We start from the raw sequence: 21,663 nt of genomic DNA, 5'->3' as shown, positions 1-21,663 counted from the left end.
ACTGATTTACAGGATTTCATTCTCTGTAAAAATAGAACAAACTAGCCGGGAACGGGCAACCGAGAAGCAGGAATTTTCAAAAGACCTCGCTAATGTGCTGATGGTGAAACGCTTTTTTTTGGGGTACCGGGCTGTTTAATTTTACGCCATCCTTGGTCTGTTTGCTGGTATCCCCAACTGGCAGGAGGATGCGAAAAATGGACTAGGATTCGCAAGTTGCCGCGTTGAACCGTTTTATGGCGGAACATAATTTTTGCCCGGCGGTCGTAGAAGTCACTAACCCAGACCTGATCCACTTTACCCTTCATTATCGACCCATTGATAGCTATTGACGAGTCATTTGGGTAGGTAACTAAAACACTGGCCGTGGAATCATCGACCTGGCCCACCGCCCGCACAGCCACTATACTGCCTTCGCCAGATTGGCTCTGGTTAGCTCCTGCGTAGAACGTAGTGTCTCTTGCTACGCTGGTTAATTCAACGCTGGTCTCAGGCAGTGCGTTGGCGTACAGGTAAATGGCAAAAACGGCTGTCAGAATGCCTATGAGTAGCGTAAGACCTAACAAGGCACTTATGACCAACTTAGTAACCGTTTGAGTAGCCGTTTCAGGGGCATCTTCTCTTATTTGTGTGATCATTGGTTTTTGGGTTTCTATACGTCCGTTCAGTTCGGCAGCTTTAGATACAGGCACAAGAACGGCGCTTCCTGCCTGGCTATCCCATTCGCTCAACTTTTCCGAATAAAGTTAAATTCTAAAAACCCTACGCTTAAACGAATGATTTTTATTTCATATCAAACCCAATAATCTCATGCAAGCTCAACGCACATTAAATCCAATTGAACTGGATAAGCTTAAAGACAAAATCAAGGACATTCGCATTGCCATGCTCACCACTCAGGAGTCGGATGGCGATTTTCATACTCGGCCCATGGCGATGCATGAGATAGACCCCGATGGCGCCATGTGGTTTTTTACGTACGAAAACTCGAATAAGGTTAGTGAAATTCGGCAGAATGAGCGCGTTGCGCTGGGTTTTGCGGACCCCGGCTCCGAGGTGTATGTATCAACATCCGGCTATGCCGAAATAGTAAAGGACAAAGCTAAAATCGATCAGTTGTGGAGCGATTTTCTGAAAACATGGTTCCCAAATGGCAAAGACGATCCGGAGGTTACGCTGCTCAAAGTAACAACCCATGCCGGTGAATACTGGGATCGGCCGGGGGGCAAAATGGTGAAGTTGTTCGAAATGGCGAAAGGAGCTATCACGGGTGATACGGACAAAACGGGCCGCAACGAGAAGTTCGGTGATGAGCCGCAATAAGGGTAAGAAAATGACTCGAAGAACAGTGCTGGCAGCTATGACTTCAGGTCATTCTGCCAGCACTGTTTGGTTTTCGGGAAAAGCGATTTGCTGAAAAAATGTTGTTGACTGAGGTATGGTAGAACAAACGATTTGCTTCCTTTGACAAATGACTAAAAGTTAATTTCTACCTGATACGTACCGAAAAAAGCATTGTTTATGAAAAGACGTCAGTTTGTGAAAGCCTCTCTTCTTACTACTTCCGTGGCGAGTGTTTTAGCACCAATTAACCAGGCGACAGCCGCTGCCGACGTTCAGCAAAACGCTTCCCCGGAATTTTATGAATTGAGGACATACACACTAAAAAACGGTCGGCAACTCAAGATAGTCCAGAATTACTTTCAACAGGCCGCTATTCCTGCCTACAATCGGCTGGGTAGCAAGAATGTGGGCGTTTTTACGGAGTACCTCTCTCAGGGTTTTACCAAACTGGTTGTGCTGATACCCTTTACATCATTAGATGCCTACCTGAAGATTTCCGATCAACTAGCCAGCGATAGTGCCTATCAGCAAGCCGGCGCCGAATACCTGAATGCCGAGGCTACGGCGCCCGCCTACGAACGCATTGAGAGTTCGTTACTGAAAGCGTTTTCGAACATGCCCCGGCTGGAATTACCCGAAAAGAAGTCGCGTATCTTTGAGTTGCGTCGGTATGAAAGTCCAAATGAAACCGCTGGGAAAAAGAAAATAGAGATGTTCAACCAGGCCGGTGAGATTGCTATTTTCAAGCGAGTGGGGCTTACCCCCGTGTTTTTCGGAGAAACGCTGATCGGTCCAATGCGTCCTAACCTCACGTACATGTTGACGTTCGATGACATGAATGAACATGACCAGAACTGGAAAGCCTTCGGCGGTGATCCTGAGTGGAAAAAGATAAGCTCTATGCCTGAATATGCAGATGCCAAGATCATATCGAACATCCACCGCACATTTCTGATTCCGACTGCTTTCTCGCAGATTTAACAAGGTCTGATTCGTAAAGCATCAAGGCAAGGGTTTTTAAACGACATATCTTCAAGATACGTCGTTTAAAAACCCTTGCCTTGATGCTTTACGATATGCATTATTCACCTTTGGATTGGCTGCCCGCCGTCGCCGTTGGTGTTCCTGAAGGAAGTTTCTGGGGTGTGGTGGTAGGACCTGAGATCGTTATGATTCCGTTTTTGACCTGCATGCGATCAATGCAAACCACCCGTTCGTCGCCGGTTTTGGCCGTTCTGGCGTGGTAGACGCAAAACATTTCTTTACCATCCGGCGAGTACGTTACACTGTTGTGCCCCGTACCCGTCACTGAGCCGCCCTTGTCGGTATTTTTCTGCAAAACTGGGTTATTAGCTGCTTTTTTAAACGGACCTAAAGGTGAGGTCGCGGTGGCGTATCCGATGGCATAGTTCTGCCCGCCGAAATGATTGGCCGAATACATGATGTAATACAGGTTGTCTTTTTTGAAGGTAACCGAGCCTTCCGTCCAACGGCGGTTTACTTCGCGGGCGGTTACGGAGCGGCTTTCCCATTCGGCCTGCTTGTCGCTTAGACGAACCGGAGGACGCAGCACCAGAACGGGTTGGCCGACGATACCGGAAAAGTCAGGTTTGATTTCGACACCGTACACCCAGCTTTCTTCGATCTCGTTATACCAGCCATTCTTTTTGGCCAGATCGGCTACTTCACTCTTGACCGGGTGTTTGTAGCAGCAACGCGAAAAATACAAATAGGCTTTTCCGTTGGTATCGAAAAACACGTTCGCATCAATAACTGGGTACCCAGGGTCAAAAACGGGTTTGCTGGCCAGGTCGACGAACGGGCCGGTGGGTTTGTCCGAAACGGCTACGCCAATACGGAAGTTTTCCAGTTCTTTAGTCGGATTCACCTTCCACTGTGCACTGTAAAACAGGTAAAACTTTCCCCTCACTTCATAGACTTCCGGTGCCCAGTAAGCACCGCCCCAGCTTGCTTTCGGATCGCTCCAGCCATTCTTATTATTGTGAAAATAGACCTGCCCTTCTGGCTTCCAGTTCACCATGTCTTTTGAGGAATAAGCCGAAAATCCCTTATCTGCTCCTCCGCCGGTGCCATACATATAATACATATCCTTGGTATGTAAAATATAAGGGTCACCAAACTGGATGGGTAGGGGGTTGGAAAAAGAGTTTTTAGTTGTAACGCTGCCTTGTGTGGTTTGCGCCACAGAATTGTGCAGAACAATAATGCTAACAATAAAAAACAGAAGCAGTGATTTTTTCATGACAATGGTTAATCGTGTATGCATAAGCCTTTACTAAGCGGCTTCTAATCTGCAGCAAACTTATGTATTTCTATTAATGTGTTTGGTATTACATAGATAACGGAAGCTGATTACTCACGGATATGTTAAGTTATGTCTATCTATACCGGCCTGCTGGCAAACGCTCCCGTTAGGAGTTTCGGACAAGTCTGTTGGCTATGTGCCACCAGAAATGAAATAAAAGTGGAAAATAAAGTGTAATCTATTTCAGGCTACACAATAAAAGTGTTCAGACGTCGTTTTTAGTCTGTTATGTTTCTTTGAAAAGCCCCGGTAAGTTAATTGCCGGGGCTTTTTTGATAGGTAATCTCTTCATATGCCGGTTGACTGGTGTTTCTTAAAACGGTTAATTTTGGACTTCTGAAGCTACATTATACGCTCGAAACACGGCATGACGTTTGTATAGATAACGTCTGAACACAACCCATAACACAACTTATTCAAACTCATGGCTACTCCTTATGCCGTTCGATCTTTTCGAAATATTATTTTGGCTCTAACCATTATTGGCTCGCTTACTACAGCCTGCAAAAAATCGGGAGGGGCCGATGACGTTGACCCCCGCGATCAATATGTCGGTACGTACGAGGGAGGATATCAGAGTGTAATTCGATTTGGTGGTGCTGAGTTGAAACCTGAAACAGGTACAACGACCATAGCCGTTACCAAAAGTTCAAATAATAAAGAGATTTACATTGATATCAAAGGTACTCGACCTTATCAGGTAACCGCTGAACTGAACGGAAACAGCTTTACCGTGATTGACCGAACGCAGGATCAAATATACGTTCAGGGCACAACCTTTACCGGGCAGTACAGCGCTACCGGCGCATTTAATGAAAAGCAATTTGCTATGTCTACAACAACGGAAACGCTCCAGGGTGGTACCGTAATCAGTCGGGCTGAGTCGATAATGGGTGTAAAAAAATAACTACATCCGCCCTGATCCTGACGCCTTCAGGCGTGTATGAAACTAGTTGATATGACCGGCCTGATGGCCGGTTTTTTTATGGCTGCCGCTGAGCAGACCTCCATCGCTCAAACCGGTTTGTCAGAAGCTGTTCTGAAAGAAGCCGCTGTACAGGCTATTACGCAGATGACATCTGAACCGCCGGGCGGCCCGGCGGTTAGACTTGCAAAAACTCCCTCAGTTCTGTAGCGTCCTGAGGATTCATGCGTCCGGCTAAGACAAGGCGCAGCTGCCGCCTACGAAGCGCACTCGCGTACCGGTCTTTTTCGTCGTCGGTTTCGGGGATAACGGCGGGCACTTCAATGGGCCTGCCGCTTTGATCGACTGCAACGAACGTATAATAGGCACTATTTGTGCTGACCCGGATACCGGCCGGAATATCTTCTGCCCATACTTCAATAAACACTTCCATCGAAGAGCTGAACGCACGGGTTACCTGCGCTTTCATGGTAACGATATTCCCTAGCCGGATAGGCTCGGAAAAAGAGACATTATCGACCGATGCTGTAACAACGATGCGGTTTGAATGCTTTTGAGCAGCAATGGCTGCGGCAATGTCCATGAAGTGAAGCAGTCGCCCACCCATTAGGTTATTGAGGGTATTGGTATCGTTGGGAAGCACCATTTCGGTCATTACCGTTATGGAGTCGCGGGCGTTTTTGGGTTGGGGCATTAGTTGGTAGAAAATTGTCAATGAGTGATTATCCGATGAACTGTAATCTTAAACAGATGGCTAATTCCGGTTCACAAACCAACGACCGAAAAGGCAGACTGACAAACAAAGCAATAAGTTTGGCGATTTTTTACCAGGCCATTGCTTCTTTAAATCGCCTTATTTCTTTGTAGATTTGTACTAAAGCGATAAAGATTTAGATAATGGTTATGGAACGGTTGGTTAATTATTTCGAACACATACCATCGTCGCATCGGGCGTTGATTTTGGTTGGGGGTATTACCCTATTCTGGCTTATTGAAAATGCGTTGCCTCTGTTTGCGTTTCCTTACCGAAAAGTACAACACGCGGGCATCAACCTGTTCTTTACGCTAACCACTATTATTGTCAACTTTGTGCTGGCCTTCATTCTGCTTAACACCAGTGATTGGGCCGTTAGCCATCACATTGGTCTTTTGCAGTGGGTTCAATTGCCGCTTTGGGCCGAAGCTATCGTTGGATTGCTGGTTCTTGATCTGGTGGGGGCCTGGCTGGCGCACTGGATCGAGCATAAAGTCACTTTCCTGTGGCGCTTTCACCTCATTCATCACACGGATACCTACGTCGATACAACCACCGCCAATCGGCACCACCCCGGCGAAAGCGTTATCAGGTTTACCTTTACAACGCTGGCGGTGTTGATTACAGGAGCGCCCATGTGGCTGGTTTTCCTGTACCAGGCGTTGTCGGTCGTGCTTTCGCAGTTCAACCACGCTAACATCGAACTTCCCCGCTGGACCGACCGAATTCTGGGCCTGTTTATTGTAACGCCCAACATGCATCACGTACACCATCATTACGTGTTGCCGGTGACCAATACCAACTATGGCAATATTTTCCCCTACTGGGACCGGCTCTTCGGTACTTATCATGAAATGCCAGGCAAAACCATTCACTACGGAATCGATACGCATACCGAACCGCATGAACATTCGAAGATCGGCAATCTGCTGAAAATACCGTTCCAGAAATACCGTCCGCCAGTAGGGGAGAAGTTGACCGAAACTCAAAAGACGCTGTCAGATGTTTAATTAGGGGCAAGTAGTTTTCACCAGTACGTATCGGTAGCCACTTCTGGGTTCTTTCAATACCCATTTCCCGGCTTTCTCCACGCGTTCTCCTTCGTACCAGGAAATAGTGTCGCCGTTCATAGTTAAGTCGAGCGGATAAATCTGCGTGGTGCCTTCGCCCGAACGCTGCCAATCGGCCTGAATCGTGTTAGTACTGACCGATCCCTGAAAATTACCCCGTGCCCTGTCTTTTTCAAACGGCTTGTTGTCCAGGTAGCCCGTAGCCAGATTACCGTTGATAACCAACTGCAATTTGGTGGTATCGCGGTTCATGACCTGTTGAAAACAAAGCGTATCGGGGACTGTAGCGCTAGCTTGCTGCCTATCAGGCTGGGTTTGAACTGATTCGCTGGCCGATTGTTCGGAAGGGCGACTTTGGCAACTTGCAAGCAGGAATAGTGTAGCGAGAGTCTGATATGGAGACATGAGAGAGATGGGGATTTTTAAATTAACCCATCGGCTATTCAATAGTTTCGGCGGTAACCTTTTGAGCGAAAGGAACGGTCAGTAAATATTGATGAACATTAGCATTAGATTGTTGTTGTTTGCACAGCGGACAATCCGTTCCACTCAAATCCCATCTATAATCACTCATGTTAGCTAATCATAATCCGTTCGCAGGACGGAAATCATCGTTGCTTATAGCCTTGCTGGTCTGGTTGACAGTTTCTTTTTCTGCTTGTAATGAAGCAGACAAAAACACGCCTACTTTACCCACAATTGGTGAGATTGTCAATACAGGCAGTCGGTTTACCTTATTAAAAGAGGCTCTGCTTCGGGCCGGTCTGGACGGGGTAATGGCTCAACCCGGCACCTACACTGTATTTGCCCCAACAGACGACGCTTTCAAGGCATTTGGGTATGTAGATGCTGCCGCCATTAAAGCGGCTCCTGTCGAGTTACTGAAAACGGTATTGCAGTATCACGTTCTGGGCGCTCGGGTTCCCGCGTCGGATATCCCAACGGCGATCAATACCGCCCAGCCAACGCTGTCAGGCTTGCCTGTATACATATCGAAAGTTGCATCAGGCACCGGAACATCAGCGGTTGTGTCGGTCAACGGTGCCCGCGTTGTACAGGCCGACGGACAGGCTAGTAATGGGGTTGTTCATGCAATTGACCGCGTGCTGCTGCCACCCGTTTTCGGGAATGTCGCTGCTACTGTTCAGGGTATTCCAACGCTGCTGCCGACCGCTTCGTTCAAGCTTCTGCTGGCAGCAGTTACGAAAACAGGTATTGGCGGGGCACTGGCCGGCCCAGGGCCACTAACCGTATTTGCACCGACCGATGCCGCCTTTAAAGCAGTGGGTATCGACTCCACCGTAATTGCCAATACATCAGCAACGGTTTTAACCGGCATTCTTACTTATCACGTGCTTAACAGCCGTACCTATACCCCTCTTGTTACAAACGGAGCCAGCCTGTCTACGTTGCAGGGTGGAACCATCACGGCGGGTGCCAGCACAACGGGTATAACCGTTACGGGGAAAGGAAATGCGGGCGTCGCGTCTAATATTACCGGCCCCGACATTACGGCTACGAACGGCGTTGTACACATTATCGACCGCGTCTTACTGCCTCAGTAGGCTCGGATTAAAGATTAGGAAGGGCGCAACGGCAGCCGGGGCAATAAGCACTATTCCCTGGCTGCCGTTGCGCCCTTCGCGGTTTTGATTCCTGCTGAACTGCCCGTTCAACAGGAATCAAAACCCTTATCTAACTGTTCTGTTTAAGCAAGGTTCTATCTGTACTTCTTCAGAATTTGTCGGGGTCGAAACGAGTGATTGTCCGCAATACTTTCGACCTTTGGACTATTGACAGCTACTTCACCGAATGGCCAAACCAACCAAAAAACTGTTTTTATTAGACGCGCTGGCACTTATTTACCGCGCTCACTTTGCCTTTAGCAAATCGCCCCGTATCTCATCGAGGGGTATCAATACATCGGCCGTGTTCGGGTTCATGAACGCCATGATCGAGGTGTTGACGAAAGAGAAGCCGACTCACATCGGTGTCGCTTTCGATTCCGCGAAAAAGACATTCCGGCATGAGTCGTTTCCCATGTACAAGGCCAATCGGCAATCGCAGCCCGAAGATATCAGCGTAGCTATGCCGTATATCAAGCAGATTGTGGAAGCGATGCACATTCCCATGCTGATTCTGGATGGCTACGAAGCCGACGATATCATTGGGACCATTGCTAAAAAAGCTGCTCTGGCCGATTTTGAGGTATATATGATGACGCCCGATAAAGATTACGGGCAGTTGGTCGAAGAACATATTCATATTTATAAACCAGCCTTCATGGGCAAGCCTGCCGAAAAGCTAGGCGTTACGGAAGTTCTCGAACGCTGGCAGATTGAGCGGATTGAGCAGGTGACGGATATGCTCGGGCTGATGGGCGATTCGGTTGATAACATTCCCGGTATTCCGGGTATCGGTGAGAAAACGGCACAGAAGCTCATCGCCGATTTCGGGTCGGTTGAAAACCTGATTGCCCGCGCCGACGAATTGAAAGGAAAGCTTAAGGAAAACGTTGTCAATTTTGCCCAGCAGGGGCTGATGTCTAAAGAACTGGCCACTATTCATCTGGATGTGCCGGTGCCGTTTGACGAAGAACACCTGCGCCATACCGAATACGATAAACCCCGCTTGGCAGCCTTGCTGGACGAACTGGAATTCCGGCAGATGAAGACCCGGTTGCTGGGGGGCAGCTACGACGAGAAGCCACTGCCAACTGCCTTCCAGACCCCCGGTTCTGCCCAGATGAATCTGTTCGATTCGCCCGGTGTGGACTCGCCCGGTGGAGATGCTCCCGCTTTTTTACCCTTCCCGAACATGGGAGCGTCCAACCCCTCGGGGGCGGGGGATCTGCCGTTTGATTTCGGTACTGAGTCGACACCCGCAGCGGCACCTGCCGAGAAGCCCAAAGGTAAGCGCACCGCCGTTAAAGTGCCAGTGGCGTCGGGGGCCGAAGCAACGCCAGCGAGCGTGACGGATACCATCACAACGGATGACAAGCCGGGCGCGGAGGTGAGCGAAACAAGAGGAACACCGGCTTATCTGGATGTCTATCCCGACTACGAAATCGACGAAAACCAGCCCGAACGACGCAAGACAATTCTGTCGGTCAAGCACGATTACCGGCTGGTCGATACGCCCGAACTGCGGGCCAGTTTGGTGCATTACTTAAGCCAGCAGGAGAGTCTGTGTTTCGACTCCGAGACGACCGCCATCGACCCCGTTGAGGCCGATTTAGTTGGGTTGTCTTTTGCCTATCGTGCGGGAGAGGCCTTTTACGTACCCGTTCCCGCCGACCGCGCCGAAGCGCAGGCGATTGTCGACCAGTTCAAACCTGTTTTCGAGAACCCGGCCATTGAGAAGATTGGGCAGAACCTGAAGTACGACCTGCTAATGCTGAAAAAGTACGGCGTGGAAGTACAGGGCAAGCTGTTCGATACCATGATTGCCCATTACCTGATTGAGCCCGAAATGCGCCATAACATGGACATGATGGCCATGACCTACCTGAATTATAGTCCGGTTGAGATTGAAGCCTTGATCGGTAAGAAAGGGAAGGGCCAGTTGACCATGCGCGACGTGGACATTCAGAAAGTGGTCGATTACGCGGGTGAGGATGCTGACATTACCCTGCAGTTGAAACACGCCTTTGCACCCCGGCTCGAAAAAGATAACCTACACAAACTCTTCGATCAGGTAGAAATGCCGCTCGTTCAGGTGCTTACGGATCTGGAACTGGAAGGTATCAAAATAGACACCAACGCACTGGCTGAACTGTCGGCCACGCTGGAGGTCGATATGCGGCAGGTGCAGCAGGAAATCTTCGAGATTGCCGGTGAGTCGTTCAACATCGGCTCGCCGAAGCAGTTGGGCGAAGTGCTGTTCGATAAACTCAAACTTGATAAAAACGCCAAAAAGACTAAAACCGGTCAGTACGCCACGGGCGAGGAAATTCTGTCGAAGCTCGAAGCCGAGCATGAAATAGCCCGCAAAATTCTGGACTATCGGGAGCTGATCAAACTAAAGAACACCTATGTCGATGCGTTGCCGTTGCTGATCAGCAAGCGTACCGGTCGTATTCATACGTCGTTCAATCAGGCCGTAGCGGCCACCGGACGGCTATCATCCACCAACCCGAACTTGCAAAATATTCCGATTCGAACTCCTCGCGGGCAGGAAATCAGGAAAGCGTTTGTGCCGCGCGGGCCGGAGTTCGTGATCATGTCGGCTGACTATTCGCAAATCGAACTGAGGATCATGGCGGCTTTCAGTGGTGACCAAACTATGCTCGAAGCCTTCAACAACGGTGTCGACATTCACACCCAGACGGCTAGCAAAGTATTCCACGTGGGCCTGGACGAAGTGACCAGCGACATGCGCCGGAAAGCCAAAACCATCAACTTTGGTATTATTTACGGTATCTCATCGTTCGGCCTGGCGCAGCGGCTCAAGATTCCACGCAAGGAAGCGGGACAGATCATTGAAGAGTATTTCGCCGGTTTCCCGGCGGTGAAAGACTACATCGACCAGTGCATCGAAAAGGCACGTGGCTTTGGTTATGCCGAAACGATCCTGGGTCGTCGCCGGTACCTGCGCGACATTAACTCCCGCAACCAGACCGACCGGATGTTTGCCGAGCGTAACGCCGTAAACGCTCCCATTCAGGGCAGTGCTGCCGACATGCTCAAGATTGCCATGATCCAGATTCACGAATTCATGCAGGCCGAGCAGTTGAAGTCCAAAATGATCCTGACCGTACACGACGAACTCGTTTTCGATGCCCACCGCGACGAAATCGATCTGCTGCGCGTGCGTGTTGACGAAATCATGAAGAACGCCATCCCGATGGGCGTGAAGATGGAAACCGGCATCGGTACGGGTGCGAACTGGCTGCTGGCGCATTAAGGATTTTTGGTGCGAGCTGCCTGGCGCGGGCATTCGCCTGTGCCTTTACGTATAGGCGAGCAGTTGCTCGCTAATCGTCTATACCGAAACCCCATCCTAACTACTTCACGGGATGGGGTTTTTCTTGCCTTTTATCCGGGCTATCAACCGACAACTCACTTTTCATAAGGCTGAGGAATAGAAAGTGCTAATCTTGGCGAGCAATCACTTTCCCATCTCCTCTTATGAAACATGTAGGTGTACTTTACCGGATCAGCTTATCGGCGGTCGTTGTGCTGCTTGTGGCAGGGGCAGCTTTTGCCCAGACCAAGTCCGCTAAAATTGATGCCCTCGTTCAGCAGTATGTCGCCAGTCGGCAGTTCAATGGTGCCGTGCTGGTGGCGGATAAAGGCCAGGTTATTTTCAAAAAAGGCTACGGCATGGCCAATATGGAATGGAACATCCCGAACGCGCCCGATACCAAATTCCGGCTGGGGTCCATTACCAAGCAGTTTACGGCCATGCTCATCATGCAGCTGGTCGAAAAAGGGAAGCTGAAGCCAGCCGGTAAAATCACGGATTACCTGCCCGATTACCCCAAAGCCACCGGCGACAAGATCACGATTCATCATTTGCTTACGCATACTTCGGGGATTCCTAACTACACCAGCTTCCCAAAGTTTTTCGAGACGCAGAGTCGGGAACCAGTTACGCCCGAAGGCTTTACGAAATTATTCGCCGATAAGCCGCTCGATTTCGAACCGGGCACCAAATTCTCCTACAGCAATTCGGGCTACTTCCTGCTAGGGGTTATCATTGAAAAAGTAACCGGGAAACCGTATGCCGAGGTATTGAACGAAAACATCCTTGTTCCGGCGCAGATGACGAATTCCGGCTATGATCTGTTCGGCCCGATTATACCCAAACGGGCAACGGGCTATGAGAAGAAAGGCAACACCTACGTGAACTCGCCTTATCTGGACATGTCGATCCCCTATGCGGCCGGGTCGATGTATTCGACCGTCGAGGATTTATACCGCTGGGACCAGATTCTGTATACCGACAAACTTCTGTCGGCTAGTGGGAAGGCGACTATGTACACTCCGTTTTTAGATGGCTATGCTTACGGTTGGGGCGTTGGTAAAGTAAAAATTGGGCAGGTTAAGGATAGCCTGTTGTTGATTGAGCACTCCGGGGGCATCAACGGTTTCAACACCATTATCAGTCGTTTGCCCAAAGACAAACAGTTGGTTGTTTTGCTGAACAATACCGGCGGGGCACCCCTTGGCGACATGCGCAAAAACATCCTTCGTATCCTGTTCGATCAGCCGGTGGAGGCACCCAAAAAGCCCATTACGGATCTGCTCCGTCAATCCGTACTAAGTGACCCATTAGATAAAACTAAACAAAAATTTAGTGCCTGGAAAGCCGACAAAGCGTATGCCGTGAGCGAAAATGAGATCAACGCGCTGGGTTATGAACTGATGCGGGAAGGCAAGGATAAGGAAGCACTGGTAGTTTTTAACCTGAATGCCGATACCTATCCCGAATCGTATAATGTTTATGACAGCCGGGGTGAGCTTCACAAAAAAATGGCCGATAAAGCGGCTGCCATTCAGGATTATAAACGGTCGGTGGCGCTCAACCCGCGCAACACCAATGGATTCTTGATGTTGAAAGAGTTAGGAGAGTCTGTTGAAGTACCCAAACAGGAAGGCGTTGTCGTTGATAAAACTACCCTGGAATCGTATGTTGGCGAATATCAGTTAGCACCAAGTTTCTCTATTGTCATCACGCGCGAGGGCGACAAATTATACGGTCAGGCTACCGGACAAAGCCGATTCGAACTCTTCCCCGAATCCAAAACCAAATTTTATCTGAAAGTCGTTGATGCCCAGGTGACCTTCTCCAGCAATGACAAAGGCGAAGTAGAGCAACTTGTTCTGCACCAGAATGGGCAAAATTTGCCGGGTAAACGGATACGCTAATTGTTTGATAAATTGAATAATTCTAAGGTAACGGCGGGTGACATTCAGCAAGAATGTTGCCCGCCATTATTTTTATTGTTCATTATAAATGGATTGCTTCCGATGAAACAGGTGTATCATCATTTTTATGCAAAATAATTTAAACGTTTAAACAAGGTTTGGAGCCAGTAGGTGAAGCTTATCGTCCCCGATACAGACCGTAATTGTACCGGCTGGCTAATAAATTAGAACATTTGGAGAATAGGGAACAATTTTGCACTTTTTTTATTTGCGTGATAGAGTAGGCCATGTTCAACGGTGATCTATAGTGAGCTTTCTCTGTTGAAAGAATTCACGAGCTGTCAGTAAAATAGTACGCTGCAAATGAAAAAAAGTCTCTTACCACTTGCCATTGGGGGCTTCGGTATCGGTATGACCGAGTTCGTCATCATGGGTATTTTGCCCGATGTGGCCAGTTCCCTTCAAATCTCCATTCCCGTTGCCGGTCACCTGATTTCGTCCTATGCACTGGGCGTCGTTTTGGGCGCTCCGTTGCTGGTGGGCATTGCCGGGAATTATCCGCCTAAGAAAATTCTGCTGGGCCTGATGGCCTTATTTACGTTTTGTAACGCCCTTTCGTCGTTTGCGCCAAACTATGAAATCATGATGATTACGCGCCTGTTGTCGGGCTTGCCGCATGGCGCATTCTTCGGCGTTGGGGCTGTGGTTGCCAGTCGGTTGGCGGGTAAAGGAAAAGAAGCGCAGGCCATTTCGATGATGTTTGCCGGTCTTACCGTGGCCAACATCATTGGCGTACCTTTGGGCACCTATATTGGTCACACAATGAGCTGGCGCATCACGTTCATTATTATAGCCGTTGTGGGGCTGGCTACCATGTTTTGTATTCAGAAATTATTGCCTGTAATGCCCGTAGTAGGCGAGTCCAGCCTGCGTAAAGACCTAAAACTGTTCACCCGGGTAGAGCCCTGGCTGATTCTGGGCATTACTGCCATCGGTACGGGCGGTTTGTTTGCCTGGTTCAGCTACATAGCCCCCCTGCTGACCGAAGTCGCTCATTTTGGCAGCAGCCAGATTACTTGGATACTAATTCTGGCGGGCCTGGGTATGGCAACTGGCAATCTGATTTCCGGCCGCACCGCCGATTTGATCTCACCCAGCAAAGCAACCGCGTTATTTTTACTGCTGATGACCTGCAGCCTGATCGGTGTGTATTTTGTGGCGCAGTATCAGATACCGCTGCTGATTATGACCTTTATTACGGGTGCCATTGCGTTTTCGCTGGGCGCACCGATACAAATTTTGATGATCCGGGCCGCCAATGGCTCCGAAATGCTGGCTTCGTCGGTTAGTCAGGCCGGGTTTAACATGGGCAACGCACTCGGTGCTTACCTGGGTGGTTTGCCCATTGCCGCCGGATTGGGCTATGCTTCGCCCGAATGGGTGGGCGCTGCGCTGGCATTTGCCGGTTTTCTGCTGGCGATGGTCGTGTACTTCCGGCAGAAAGAAAAAGGCGTAGACGAAACTGAGGAAGTCGCCCACTACGAACTGGTAGCTGGTCATTAGCTGAATTGAGTGAATAGTGGAGTAAGTGAAGTAGGACTTGCTGACTCTACAACCTAACCGATTCAACAATATTTTACCTTACTTATCAACGGATTCTGTACTTTACACAGAATCCGTTTTTTGTTTCTAACCAATTGACCTTATGAATTTTTTACTGATCGTTTTTATTCTGGCGCTGGTCGTTATCTACCTCTCCGTCGTCATTGTGCAGCAGGGTACTGTTGCCGTCATCACCGTATTTGGGAAGTACGCTCGGGTACTACGGCCGGGGCTCAACTTTAAGATTCCATTTATCGAAGTTATTTACCGGCGAATATCTATTCAGAACCGCTCCGTCGAACTGGCGTTTCAGGCCATTACCGCCGATCAGGCCAATGTCAATTTCAAAGCCATGCTGGTGTACTCCGTCCTGAATCAGGAAGAAGAAACCGTTAAAAATGTAGCCTTTAAGTTCATCGACGAAGCCTCCTTCATGCAGGCGCTGATTCGAACCATCGAAGGCTCCATCCGGAGTTTTGTCGCCACCAAACGACAGTCTGAAATCTTGGCTTTACGCTCCGAAATTATCGAGCACGTGAAATCACAACTCGATACCCTGCTCGAAAGCTGGGGGTATCACCTCACCGATTTACAACTCAACGACATTGCGTTCGATGAAGTCATTATGCGGTCGATGGCGCAGGTGGTGGCGTCGTCGAACCTGAAAGCAGCTGCCGAGAACGAAGGGCAGGCGCTGTTGATTACGAAAACCAAAGCCGCCGAAGCAGAAGGTAACGCCATTCAGATTTCGGCCGAAGCCGAGAAAAAAGCGTCGCAACTACGCGGGCAGGGGGTAGCGTTGTTCCGGGAAGAGGTTGCCAAAGGTATGGCCGAATCGGCTAAAGTAATGACGGAGGCTAAACTCGATGCTTCACTGATTCTGTTCTCGATCTGGACGGAGGCCATTAAGCATTTCGCCGAGAATGGGCGGGGCAACGTTATTTTCCTGGATGGCTCAACCGATGGAATGGAGAAAACGATGAAGCAGTTGCTGGCTGTTCAAACCCTGAACAGTGGTATTGAATCGAGTGGTATCGTCACACCACCACCTATGTCGGGTAGACAATAGCCTGATAAAATTCGAAAAATGTTGGGAACGTTGCGCCTTTCATTTGTTGATTCTAACAAACCTGATTCACGCACAAATGACAAACCTGCTTTTTCCTACCGATTTTTCGAATTATACATCAGCCGCTTTGGACTGGGTTCGCCTGTTTGCGCGCAAAACGGGGTCTACTGTTACGCTGCTCCATATGTACCAGCCCATGCTGCCCGATACCACATTGCCGACTGTCGGCGACCCCGGTCTGGGCGTGATGGCATCTATGGAAATTGAGGACATAAGCCGTAAACGGCTCGATGAACTCGCCACTGAGCTTCAGGCCGAGGGTTTATCCGTAACGACTGAATGGCGCATTGGCTCGGTCGATGATGGCATACTTGAGGTGGCTCGCGAATATTCCGCCGATCTGATCATCATGGGACGCAGCGACCTGAGTACGTTCTTCGACCGTCTGGCAGGCAGTGCCGTGACGGATGTTGCCGATGAAGCCCTCTGCCCGGTGCTGATCGTACCCACCACGCCCGAGGGGCAGTCTATTCGTCCGGCACAGGTGCATACAATTGTGTATGCCATGCAGGCCCAAACGACACAGTCCATGGTAACTGCCCAGACGGAATCGCTGGTTGATGCGTTCAACGCGAAGCTGGAGGTGTTGACAGAAGACAAACTTGAACATGCCCACGCCGACCTGATTGTCATGCAGCTATCGCCCAAAGCCGGTTTTCTGGACAATCTGTTTCATCCGAACCACACAACGGCCCTGATTACGAAGTCCGATGTGCCGGTGCTGGTGTATCATGAGAAAAAGTAGGCGTAGATTTTTGAGTCAGAAACGGGTTGGCGACTGTTTAGTACCTGATGGGGCTAAATGGTATCTAACCCGTTTCTTATTCTAACCCATTTCCTCAATATCTTTCTTGACCAGACACGACGGCTTATGGTAGACCGGGAAATTGCAGGAATTTGCGATGAAACATACCCTGTTGGCCTGTTCATGCAGTTCATTGGCTTTGTCGACCATAGATTGATCAGTAAGCGTAACAATGGGATTGAGCGTAACCTCGCTAAAGTGCCCGCCCCCGTCCGGTGTTTCGACCATAATGCCACTGGCGTTGTCTACATAGTCGGTCACTATAACTCCCGCCACAGCGCAGAGGTGCAGGTATGAGAGCATGTGGCAGCTCGACAAGGAGGCAACCAACAGTTCTTCGGGGTTGTATTTGGTTTTGTCTCCCCGAAAGGCCGGATCAGACGACCCCATGATCACAGACTTCGTTCCTGCTGAGATAACATGGCTTCGCTCGTAGGACCGATAGCTGGTGGTTCCTTGCCCGGTGTTGCCGTTCCATGTTATGGTTAGTTCGTACTGATGTTGTTTTGCCATGGTGCGATCAGATAGTGTGGTACGCCCACATTTGTTATTCCGTAAGTTAAATAAAGCTCGTTATACTATATTAATGTATTAAACTGTGCCAATATTTAATTAGCTTTTCCATTGAATTCACACAGCAACGGATTTCCTGGAAAACAGTAATGAATGGTACTAAATTTTACGCTCTATTGTCGCTAACGACATTATATGTTAGCCTGTCTACAAAAACGTTTTCTCAATCTGACACACAGCATTTTAGTCACATCAGCGTAGACGAGGGATTGTCTCAAAGTAGTGTATATGCCATTACGCAGGATGCCAAAGGGTTTATGTGGTTCGGTACCCGCAATGGGCTGAACCGCTACGACTCCCACCAGGTCGTTGTATACGAACACAAATCCGGCGATGTCAACAGCCTAGCCGCCAATACAGTCAACAGCTTGTTACACGACCGGAAAGGCCAGCTTTGGGTGGGAACTACCAAAGGTATAGCCGTCTATCGACCCAAAGAGAACAATTTTTTGCGGCTGTTGCCGGTCATAACCAAAACCGGCAAACTCGCCGATTCGTCTATTACTGTACTGGTGGAAGACCATCAAAAGCACATCTGGGTGGGTACGCCCCGTGGACTTTTTCGGCTTCACACCACTAATCTTCGTCGTGCTGACCGGCTGGTCGACCTAACCCAGCAACAGCAGGACCTCAGCCACCAAACGATCAGAACCTTATACGAAGCCCGCGATCACACAATGTGGGTGGGTACATCGGCCGGACTCGCCCGCTTGCAGCGGACCCCGGCGGGGCGTCTCAAACTAACCAATTTTTACCTGAATCCGGCCGATTCCATTTTTCACAATACATCGAATGGCATCAACGCCATTGTTGAAGATAAACGCGGTCGATTGTGGTTAGGTACCGAGCGTAATGGCATTGCCCTGTTCGACCCGCAGCAGGGGCGGGTCATAACCTGGCAGCCCGCCCCCGGACTCGATTTAAGTACGCAGACGATCCGCACAATTCTACCCGACGACAAGGGGAACTACTGGGTTGGCACCATGACGGGGCTACACATTATCGCTCAGGATGGTAGCCGGTCCAGTACCCTGATCAATCACCCCAATGACGTCACGTCGCTGAGCGATAACTCTGTACGTTCGCTGTTTCGGGACCGTGACGGCTCGGTTTGGGTGGGTACTTACTACGGTGGCGTTGGTATGTACAGCCCGCTTGCCAGGCAATTCAGCGCCTATCGGCCACTGGATAGGCAGGGTGGGTTACCCTTTAAAATTGCCGGGCCGATGCTTCCCGCCAACAGCCCCGCCCAGCGGTGGATTGGTACAGAAGATAAAGGGTTGTTTCTGATCAACGCCGATAAGAGCATTGCCCGGCACTATACCCACAACCCGAAGCAGCACCAGTCGCTTACCAATGATAAGATAAAATGCCTGCTGGCAGATGGCCAAAGTGGGCTATGGGTCGGAACCTTGAAAGGACTCAATTACATTGACCTTCAGCAGAATACAGTCACCCAGTATCTACACGAACCCAACAATCCGCATTCCTTACCCGACGATCACATTTATGATGTGAAGCGGGATGCCGAAGGAACACTTTGGGTGGCAACCTATTTTGGGGGTCTGTGCCGGTTTGATGAAAAGACGAGATCGTTTATCCCGCAGACTCACCAGGCATCTCAGGCATCCTCCCTAAGTTCCAGCAATATCACCTGTCTTCTGCCTGATAACCAACAGCAGCTATGGGTTGGGACACTGGGTGGGCTGAATCGAAAAATAACCGGTCGGGATGCGTTTGTGCGGTATACACATCACCCCGGCGATAACCGATCCCTGAGCAATAACCACATCATATGCCTGTTTGAAGATCGAAAACACCGGCTCTGGATCGGAACGCGCGACGGTGGTCTAAATCTGCTGCTACCCGATCAGCAGTCATTCCGGCATTTTACAACCGCGCAGGGCTTACTTAGCAATTCCATCTTTGGTATTCTGGAAGATAATCGGGGAATGCTCTGGCTCAGTACCGATAAAGGCATTGTTCAGTTCGACCCGGAACGGTCGACGTTTATCGCCTACAATAAATATGATGGCTTGATCTGCAAGGAGTTTACGCCGAACTCAACGTTCCGGGATATCCGGGGTTTGCTGTATTTCGGTGGATACAATGGTATTGTCGTCTTTAATCCAGATAGCATTCGGCGTAATCCAACACCACCCAGGCTGGCATTTACAGGGTTGCATTTATTTAATCAGCGGCAAACGGCCCCCTCATCCGGAAACCGGGCCGATGCTCCCGTGGATTTTAGCCGCCCTCTGACCTTCACGCACTGGCAGAACGTGTTTTCATTGGACTTTGCCGCTTTCAACTACATCAATTCGCCCAAAAATCGCTATGCCTATCAACTGGTGGGCTTCGACAACGACTGGAACTACGTGAAAGACCCGCAGGCAACATACATGAATCTGCCCGCGGGCGACTACGTACTGCGCGTAAAAGGGACGAACAACGACGATGTCTGGAATGCCAAACCGCTGGAACTGGCCATCACGGTCTTGCCCCCCTTCTGGAAAACTATTTGGGCGTACTGCCTGTATGTACTCGTCTTTCTGGGGATGCTGCGGCTATGGTCGGGATTTAACCGAAACCGGCTGCAACTGGCGCACGACCTGCAGGTAGAACACGACGAGAAAACCCGCCAGCAGGCGCTTCACCAGACTAAGTTGAATTTCTTTACGGAAATAGCCCACGAAATCCGCACACCGTTGACCCTCGTGATGGCTCCCATCGAAGTGCTGGCCAACCAGTATACGGCCGATACATTGATACAGAAGCAGGTATCCATTATGCGGAACAGCACCGACCGATTGCTTCGCCTGCTCAATCAGCTCCTCGATTTCAGAAAGCACGAAACCAGTCATGTACAGCTGCACTTGCAAACGGTCGATCTGGTTGCCTTGCTGCGAACTATTACCGATTCGTTTCTGGAACACGCCCGGTCGCGACGGATTACCCTACAGAACGACTCGACGGTCGATGCGCTGCCCGCCTGTGTTGACGTGGGTGAACTGGAAAAGGTACTATATAATCTCTTACAGAATGCGCTGAAATTTACCCCGGCAGAGGGTACCGTATTGGTACGACTGCAACGGAATATGGGTTCCGATCAGGCCGTTATCGTTGTTGAAGATACGGGGCGGGGCATTCCGGCTGCTGACCTGGAGCATATCTTCGACCAGTTCTATCAGGTTAACCATCCGCAAATGTACGACACCGGGTTTGGGCTGGGCTTGGCCCTCAGCAAGCACATCGTTGAACATCACCAGGGGCAGATTAGCGTTGAGAGCAGCGAGGCAACTCCCCAGCAGCCTGGATTTACGCGCTTTACCATCACTTTGCCCGTGTCGCTCCTTCTCCATAATGGAGCTGGGGATTCCGTACCCTATGCGCCAATGATCGTCCCACCCGTTGCCCTATCTGCACAGGCGGAGTCCCCGCCTGTGGTAGCCAAACCAACTGACGGTAGCGAAAAGCCAATCGTTTTACTCGTTGAGGACCAGGATGATATTAGAACCTACCTGAAGGGTCTGTTTGTGGAGAAGTACGACATTATGGAGGCCACCAATGGGGCGCAGGGCTGGGAGATTGCCACGCGAGCCCTACCCGATCTCATCATTGCCGACGTAGCCATGCCCCTAATGGATGGCTTTGCCATGACGCACCGGATTAAATCGGACCCGCGTACCAGCCATATTCCCGTTATTATGTTAACGGCTAAAGGAACGGTCGATAGCCAGTTGACGGGCCTGGAAACCGGCGCCGACGATTACGTGAGTAAACCTTTCCACCCGATTCTGCTTCAGGCGCGGGTAAGCAATCTGTTGGCTGTTCGGGAGCAGCTGAAGGCGAAATATAATCGGCTCGTGACCTTACAACCACAGGCCCAGACGTTGGACCATCCGGACGAGAAATTTCTCAATCAGCTCATGACCGTGCTCGATCGCCAGTTGAGCGAGCCCGATTTTAACGTGGCCAGTCTGGTTACCGAAATAGGCATGAGCCGACCCGTTTTGTTTCGGAAGGTGAAAATGCTGACGGGCTTATCGGTCATTGATTTGCTCCGGACAACACGACTCAAGAAAGCCGAAATGCTGCTGAAGCAGCGGAAAGTCAGCGTATCGGAAGTCGCCTTCGCCGTGGGGTTCAGCGATCCCAAGTATTTTAGCCGGGTATTTCGCGCCCACTTCGGGCAAACGCCTTCCGAATGCATCGCCCGAACGGATGAACAGGAAACGGAGGTATTGGTAGAGTAGTAGAGTG

The 21,663-nt window shown here is 50.0% G+C and carries 17 protein-coding genes; 12 read left to right on the top strand and 5 right to left on the bottom strand.

Annotated elements, in window-relative coordinates; genetic code table 11:
* Nucleotides 1-89 precede the first annotated feature (89 nt).
* Nucleotides 90-638, bottom strand: a complete 549-nt coding sequence (locus tag NT073_RS26025; protein ID WP_297379483.1) for a hypothetical protein — start codon at nt 636-638, stop codon at nt 90-92.
* A gap of 172 nt (nt 639-810) precedes the next feature.
* On the opposite strand from NT073_RS26025, the gene NT073_RS26020 reads away from it, so the two are divergent.
* Nucleotides 811-1,323 (top strand): pyridoxamine 5'-phosphate oxidase family protein, encoded by a 513-nt coding sequence (locus tag NT073_RS26020; RefSeq protein ID WP_297379480.1) that lies wholly within the window; start codon nt 811-813, stop codon nt 1,321-1,323.
* A 198-nt stretch (nt 1,324-1,521) separates the two neighbouring features.
* A complete protein-coding gene (locus NT073_RS26015; RefSeq protein ID WP_297379478.1) occupies nt 1,522-2,325 on the top strand; it encodes an NIPSNAP family protein in 804 nt (267 codons plus the stop codon).
* 100 nt (nt 2,326-2,425) lie between these two features.
* Here NT073_RS26015 and NT073_RS26010 read toward each other — a convergent pair whose 3' ends face one another.
* Nucleotides 2,426-3,607 (bottom strand): glycoside hydrolase family 43 protein, encoded by a 1,182-nt coding sequence (locus tag NT073_RS26010; RefSeq protein WP_297379474.1) that lies wholly within the window; start codon nt 3,605-3,607, stop codon nt 2,426-2,428.
* Nucleotides 3,608-4,094: 487 nt separating this feature from the next.
* Between NT073_RS26010 and NT073_RS26005 the strand changes: the two genes are divergently transcribed.
* Nucleotides 4,095-4,577 (top strand): hypothetical protein, encoded by a 483-nt coding sequence (locus tag NT073_RS26005; protein WP_297379471.1) that lies wholly within the window; start codon nt 4,095-4,097, stop codon nt 4,575-4,577.
* Between the two features lie 36 nt (nt 4,578-4,613).
* A complete protein-coding gene (locus NT073_RS26000; protein ID WP_297379469.1) occupies nt 4,614-4,805 on the top strand; it encodes a hypothetical protein in 192 nt (63 codons plus the stop codon).
* Here the strand turns inward: NT073_RS26000 and NT073_RS25995 are convergent.
* Entirely contained in the window at nt 4,774-5,289 is a 516-nt protein-coding gene (locus tag NT073_RS25995) for an acyl-CoA thioesterase (RefSeq protein ID WP_297379467.1), read from the bottom strand. The two genes, NT073_RS26000 and NT073_RS25995, sit on opposite strands and share 32 nt — an antisense overlap.
* Before the next feature lie 209 nt (nt 5,290-5,498).
* On the opposite strand from NT073_RS25995, the gene NT073_RS25990 reads away from it, so the two are divergent.
* Entirely contained in the window at nt 5,499-6,359 is an 861-nt protein-coding gene (locus tag NT073_RS25990) for a sterol desaturase family protein (protein ID WP_297379466.1), read from the top strand.
* Here the strand turns inward: NT073_RS25990 and NT073_RS25985 are convergent, their stop codons facing one another.
* On the bottom strand, nt 6,360-6,824 hold the full coding sequence (locus NT073_RS25985; protein ID WP_297379465.1) for a hypothetical protein: 465 nt from the start codon (nt 6,822-6,824) through the stop codon (nt 6,360-6,362).
* A 167-nt stretch (nt 6,825-6,991) separates the two neighbouring features.
* Between NT073_RS25985 and NT073_RS25980 the strand changes: the two genes are divergently transcribed.
* The 6 genes from NT073_RS25980 (at nt 6,992) to NT073_RS25955 (ending at nt 16,767) form a co-directional block, all read left to right on the top strand.
* Nucleotides 6,992-7,984, top strand: a complete 993-nt coding sequence (locus NT073_RS25980) for a fasciclin domain-containing protein (protein ID WP_297379462.1) — start codon at nt 6,992-6,994, stop codon at nt 7,982-7,984.
* 247 nt (nt 7,985-8,231) lie between these two features.
* Nucleotides 8,232-11,324 (top strand): DNA polymerase I, encoded by a 3,093-nt coding sequence (polA, locus tag NT073_RS25975; protein WP_297379459.1) that lies wholly within the window; start codon nt 8,232-8,234, stop codon nt 11,322-11,324.
* A 224-nt stretch (nt 11,325-11,548) separates the two neighbouring features.
* Nucleotides 11,549-13,291, top strand: a complete 1,743-nt coding sequence (locus tag NT073_RS25970; RefSeq protein WP_297379457.1) for a serine hydrolase — start codon at nt 11,549-11,551, stop codon at nt 13,289-13,291.
* Nucleotides 13,292-13,654: 363 nt separating this feature from the next.
* Nucleotides 13,655-14,854 (top strand): MFS transporter, encoded by a 1,200-nt coding sequence (locus tag NT073_RS25965; RefSeq protein WP_297379455.1) that lies wholly within the window; start codon nt 13,655-13,657, stop codon nt 14,852-14,854.
* Nucleotides 14,855-14,996: 142 nt separating this feature from the next.
* The gene (locus tag NT073_RS25960; RefSeq protein WP_297379452.1) at nt 14,997-15,962 is read left to right on the top strand and encodes an SPFH domain-containing protein; all 966 of its coding nucleotides are present in this window, start codon (nt 14,997-14,999) and stop codon (nt 15,960-15,962) included.
* Between the two features lie 76 nt (nt 15,963-16,038).
* On the top strand, nt 16,039-16,767 hold the full coding sequence (locus NT073_RS25955) for a universal stress protein (RefSeq protein WP_297379449.1): 729 nt from the start codon (nt 16,039-16,041) through the stop codon (nt 16,765-16,767).
* An 81-nt stretch (nt 16,768-16,848) separates the two neighbouring features.
* On the opposite strand, the gene NT073_RS25950 is transcribed toward NT073_RS25955, so the two are convergent.
* On the bottom strand, nt 16,849-17,340 hold the full coding sequence (locus NT073_RS25950; protein ID WP_297379447.1) for an OsmC family protein: 492 nt from the start codon (nt 17,338-17,340) through the stop codon (nt 16,849-16,851).
* A gap of 269 nt (nt 17,341-17,609) precedes the next feature.
* On the opposite strand from NT073_RS25950, the gene NT073_RS25945 reads away from it, so the two are divergent.
* Nucleotides 17,610-21,656: a hybrid sensor histidine kinase/response regulator transcription factor gene (locus NT073_RS25945; RefSeq protein ID WP_297379445.1), complete on the top strand. Its 4,047-nt coding sequence runs from the start codon at nt 17,610-17,612 to the stop codon at nt 21,654-21,656.
* Nucleotides 21,657-21,663: the final 7 nt, after the last annotated feature.

This window comes from Spirosoma sp. (assembly GCF_026391055.1).
Taxonomy (GTDB): domain Bacteria; phylum Bacteroidota; class Bacteroidia; order Cytophagales; family Spirosomataceae; genus Spirosoma.
This window is presented reverse-complemented; position numbering and strand designations above follow the sequence as displayed.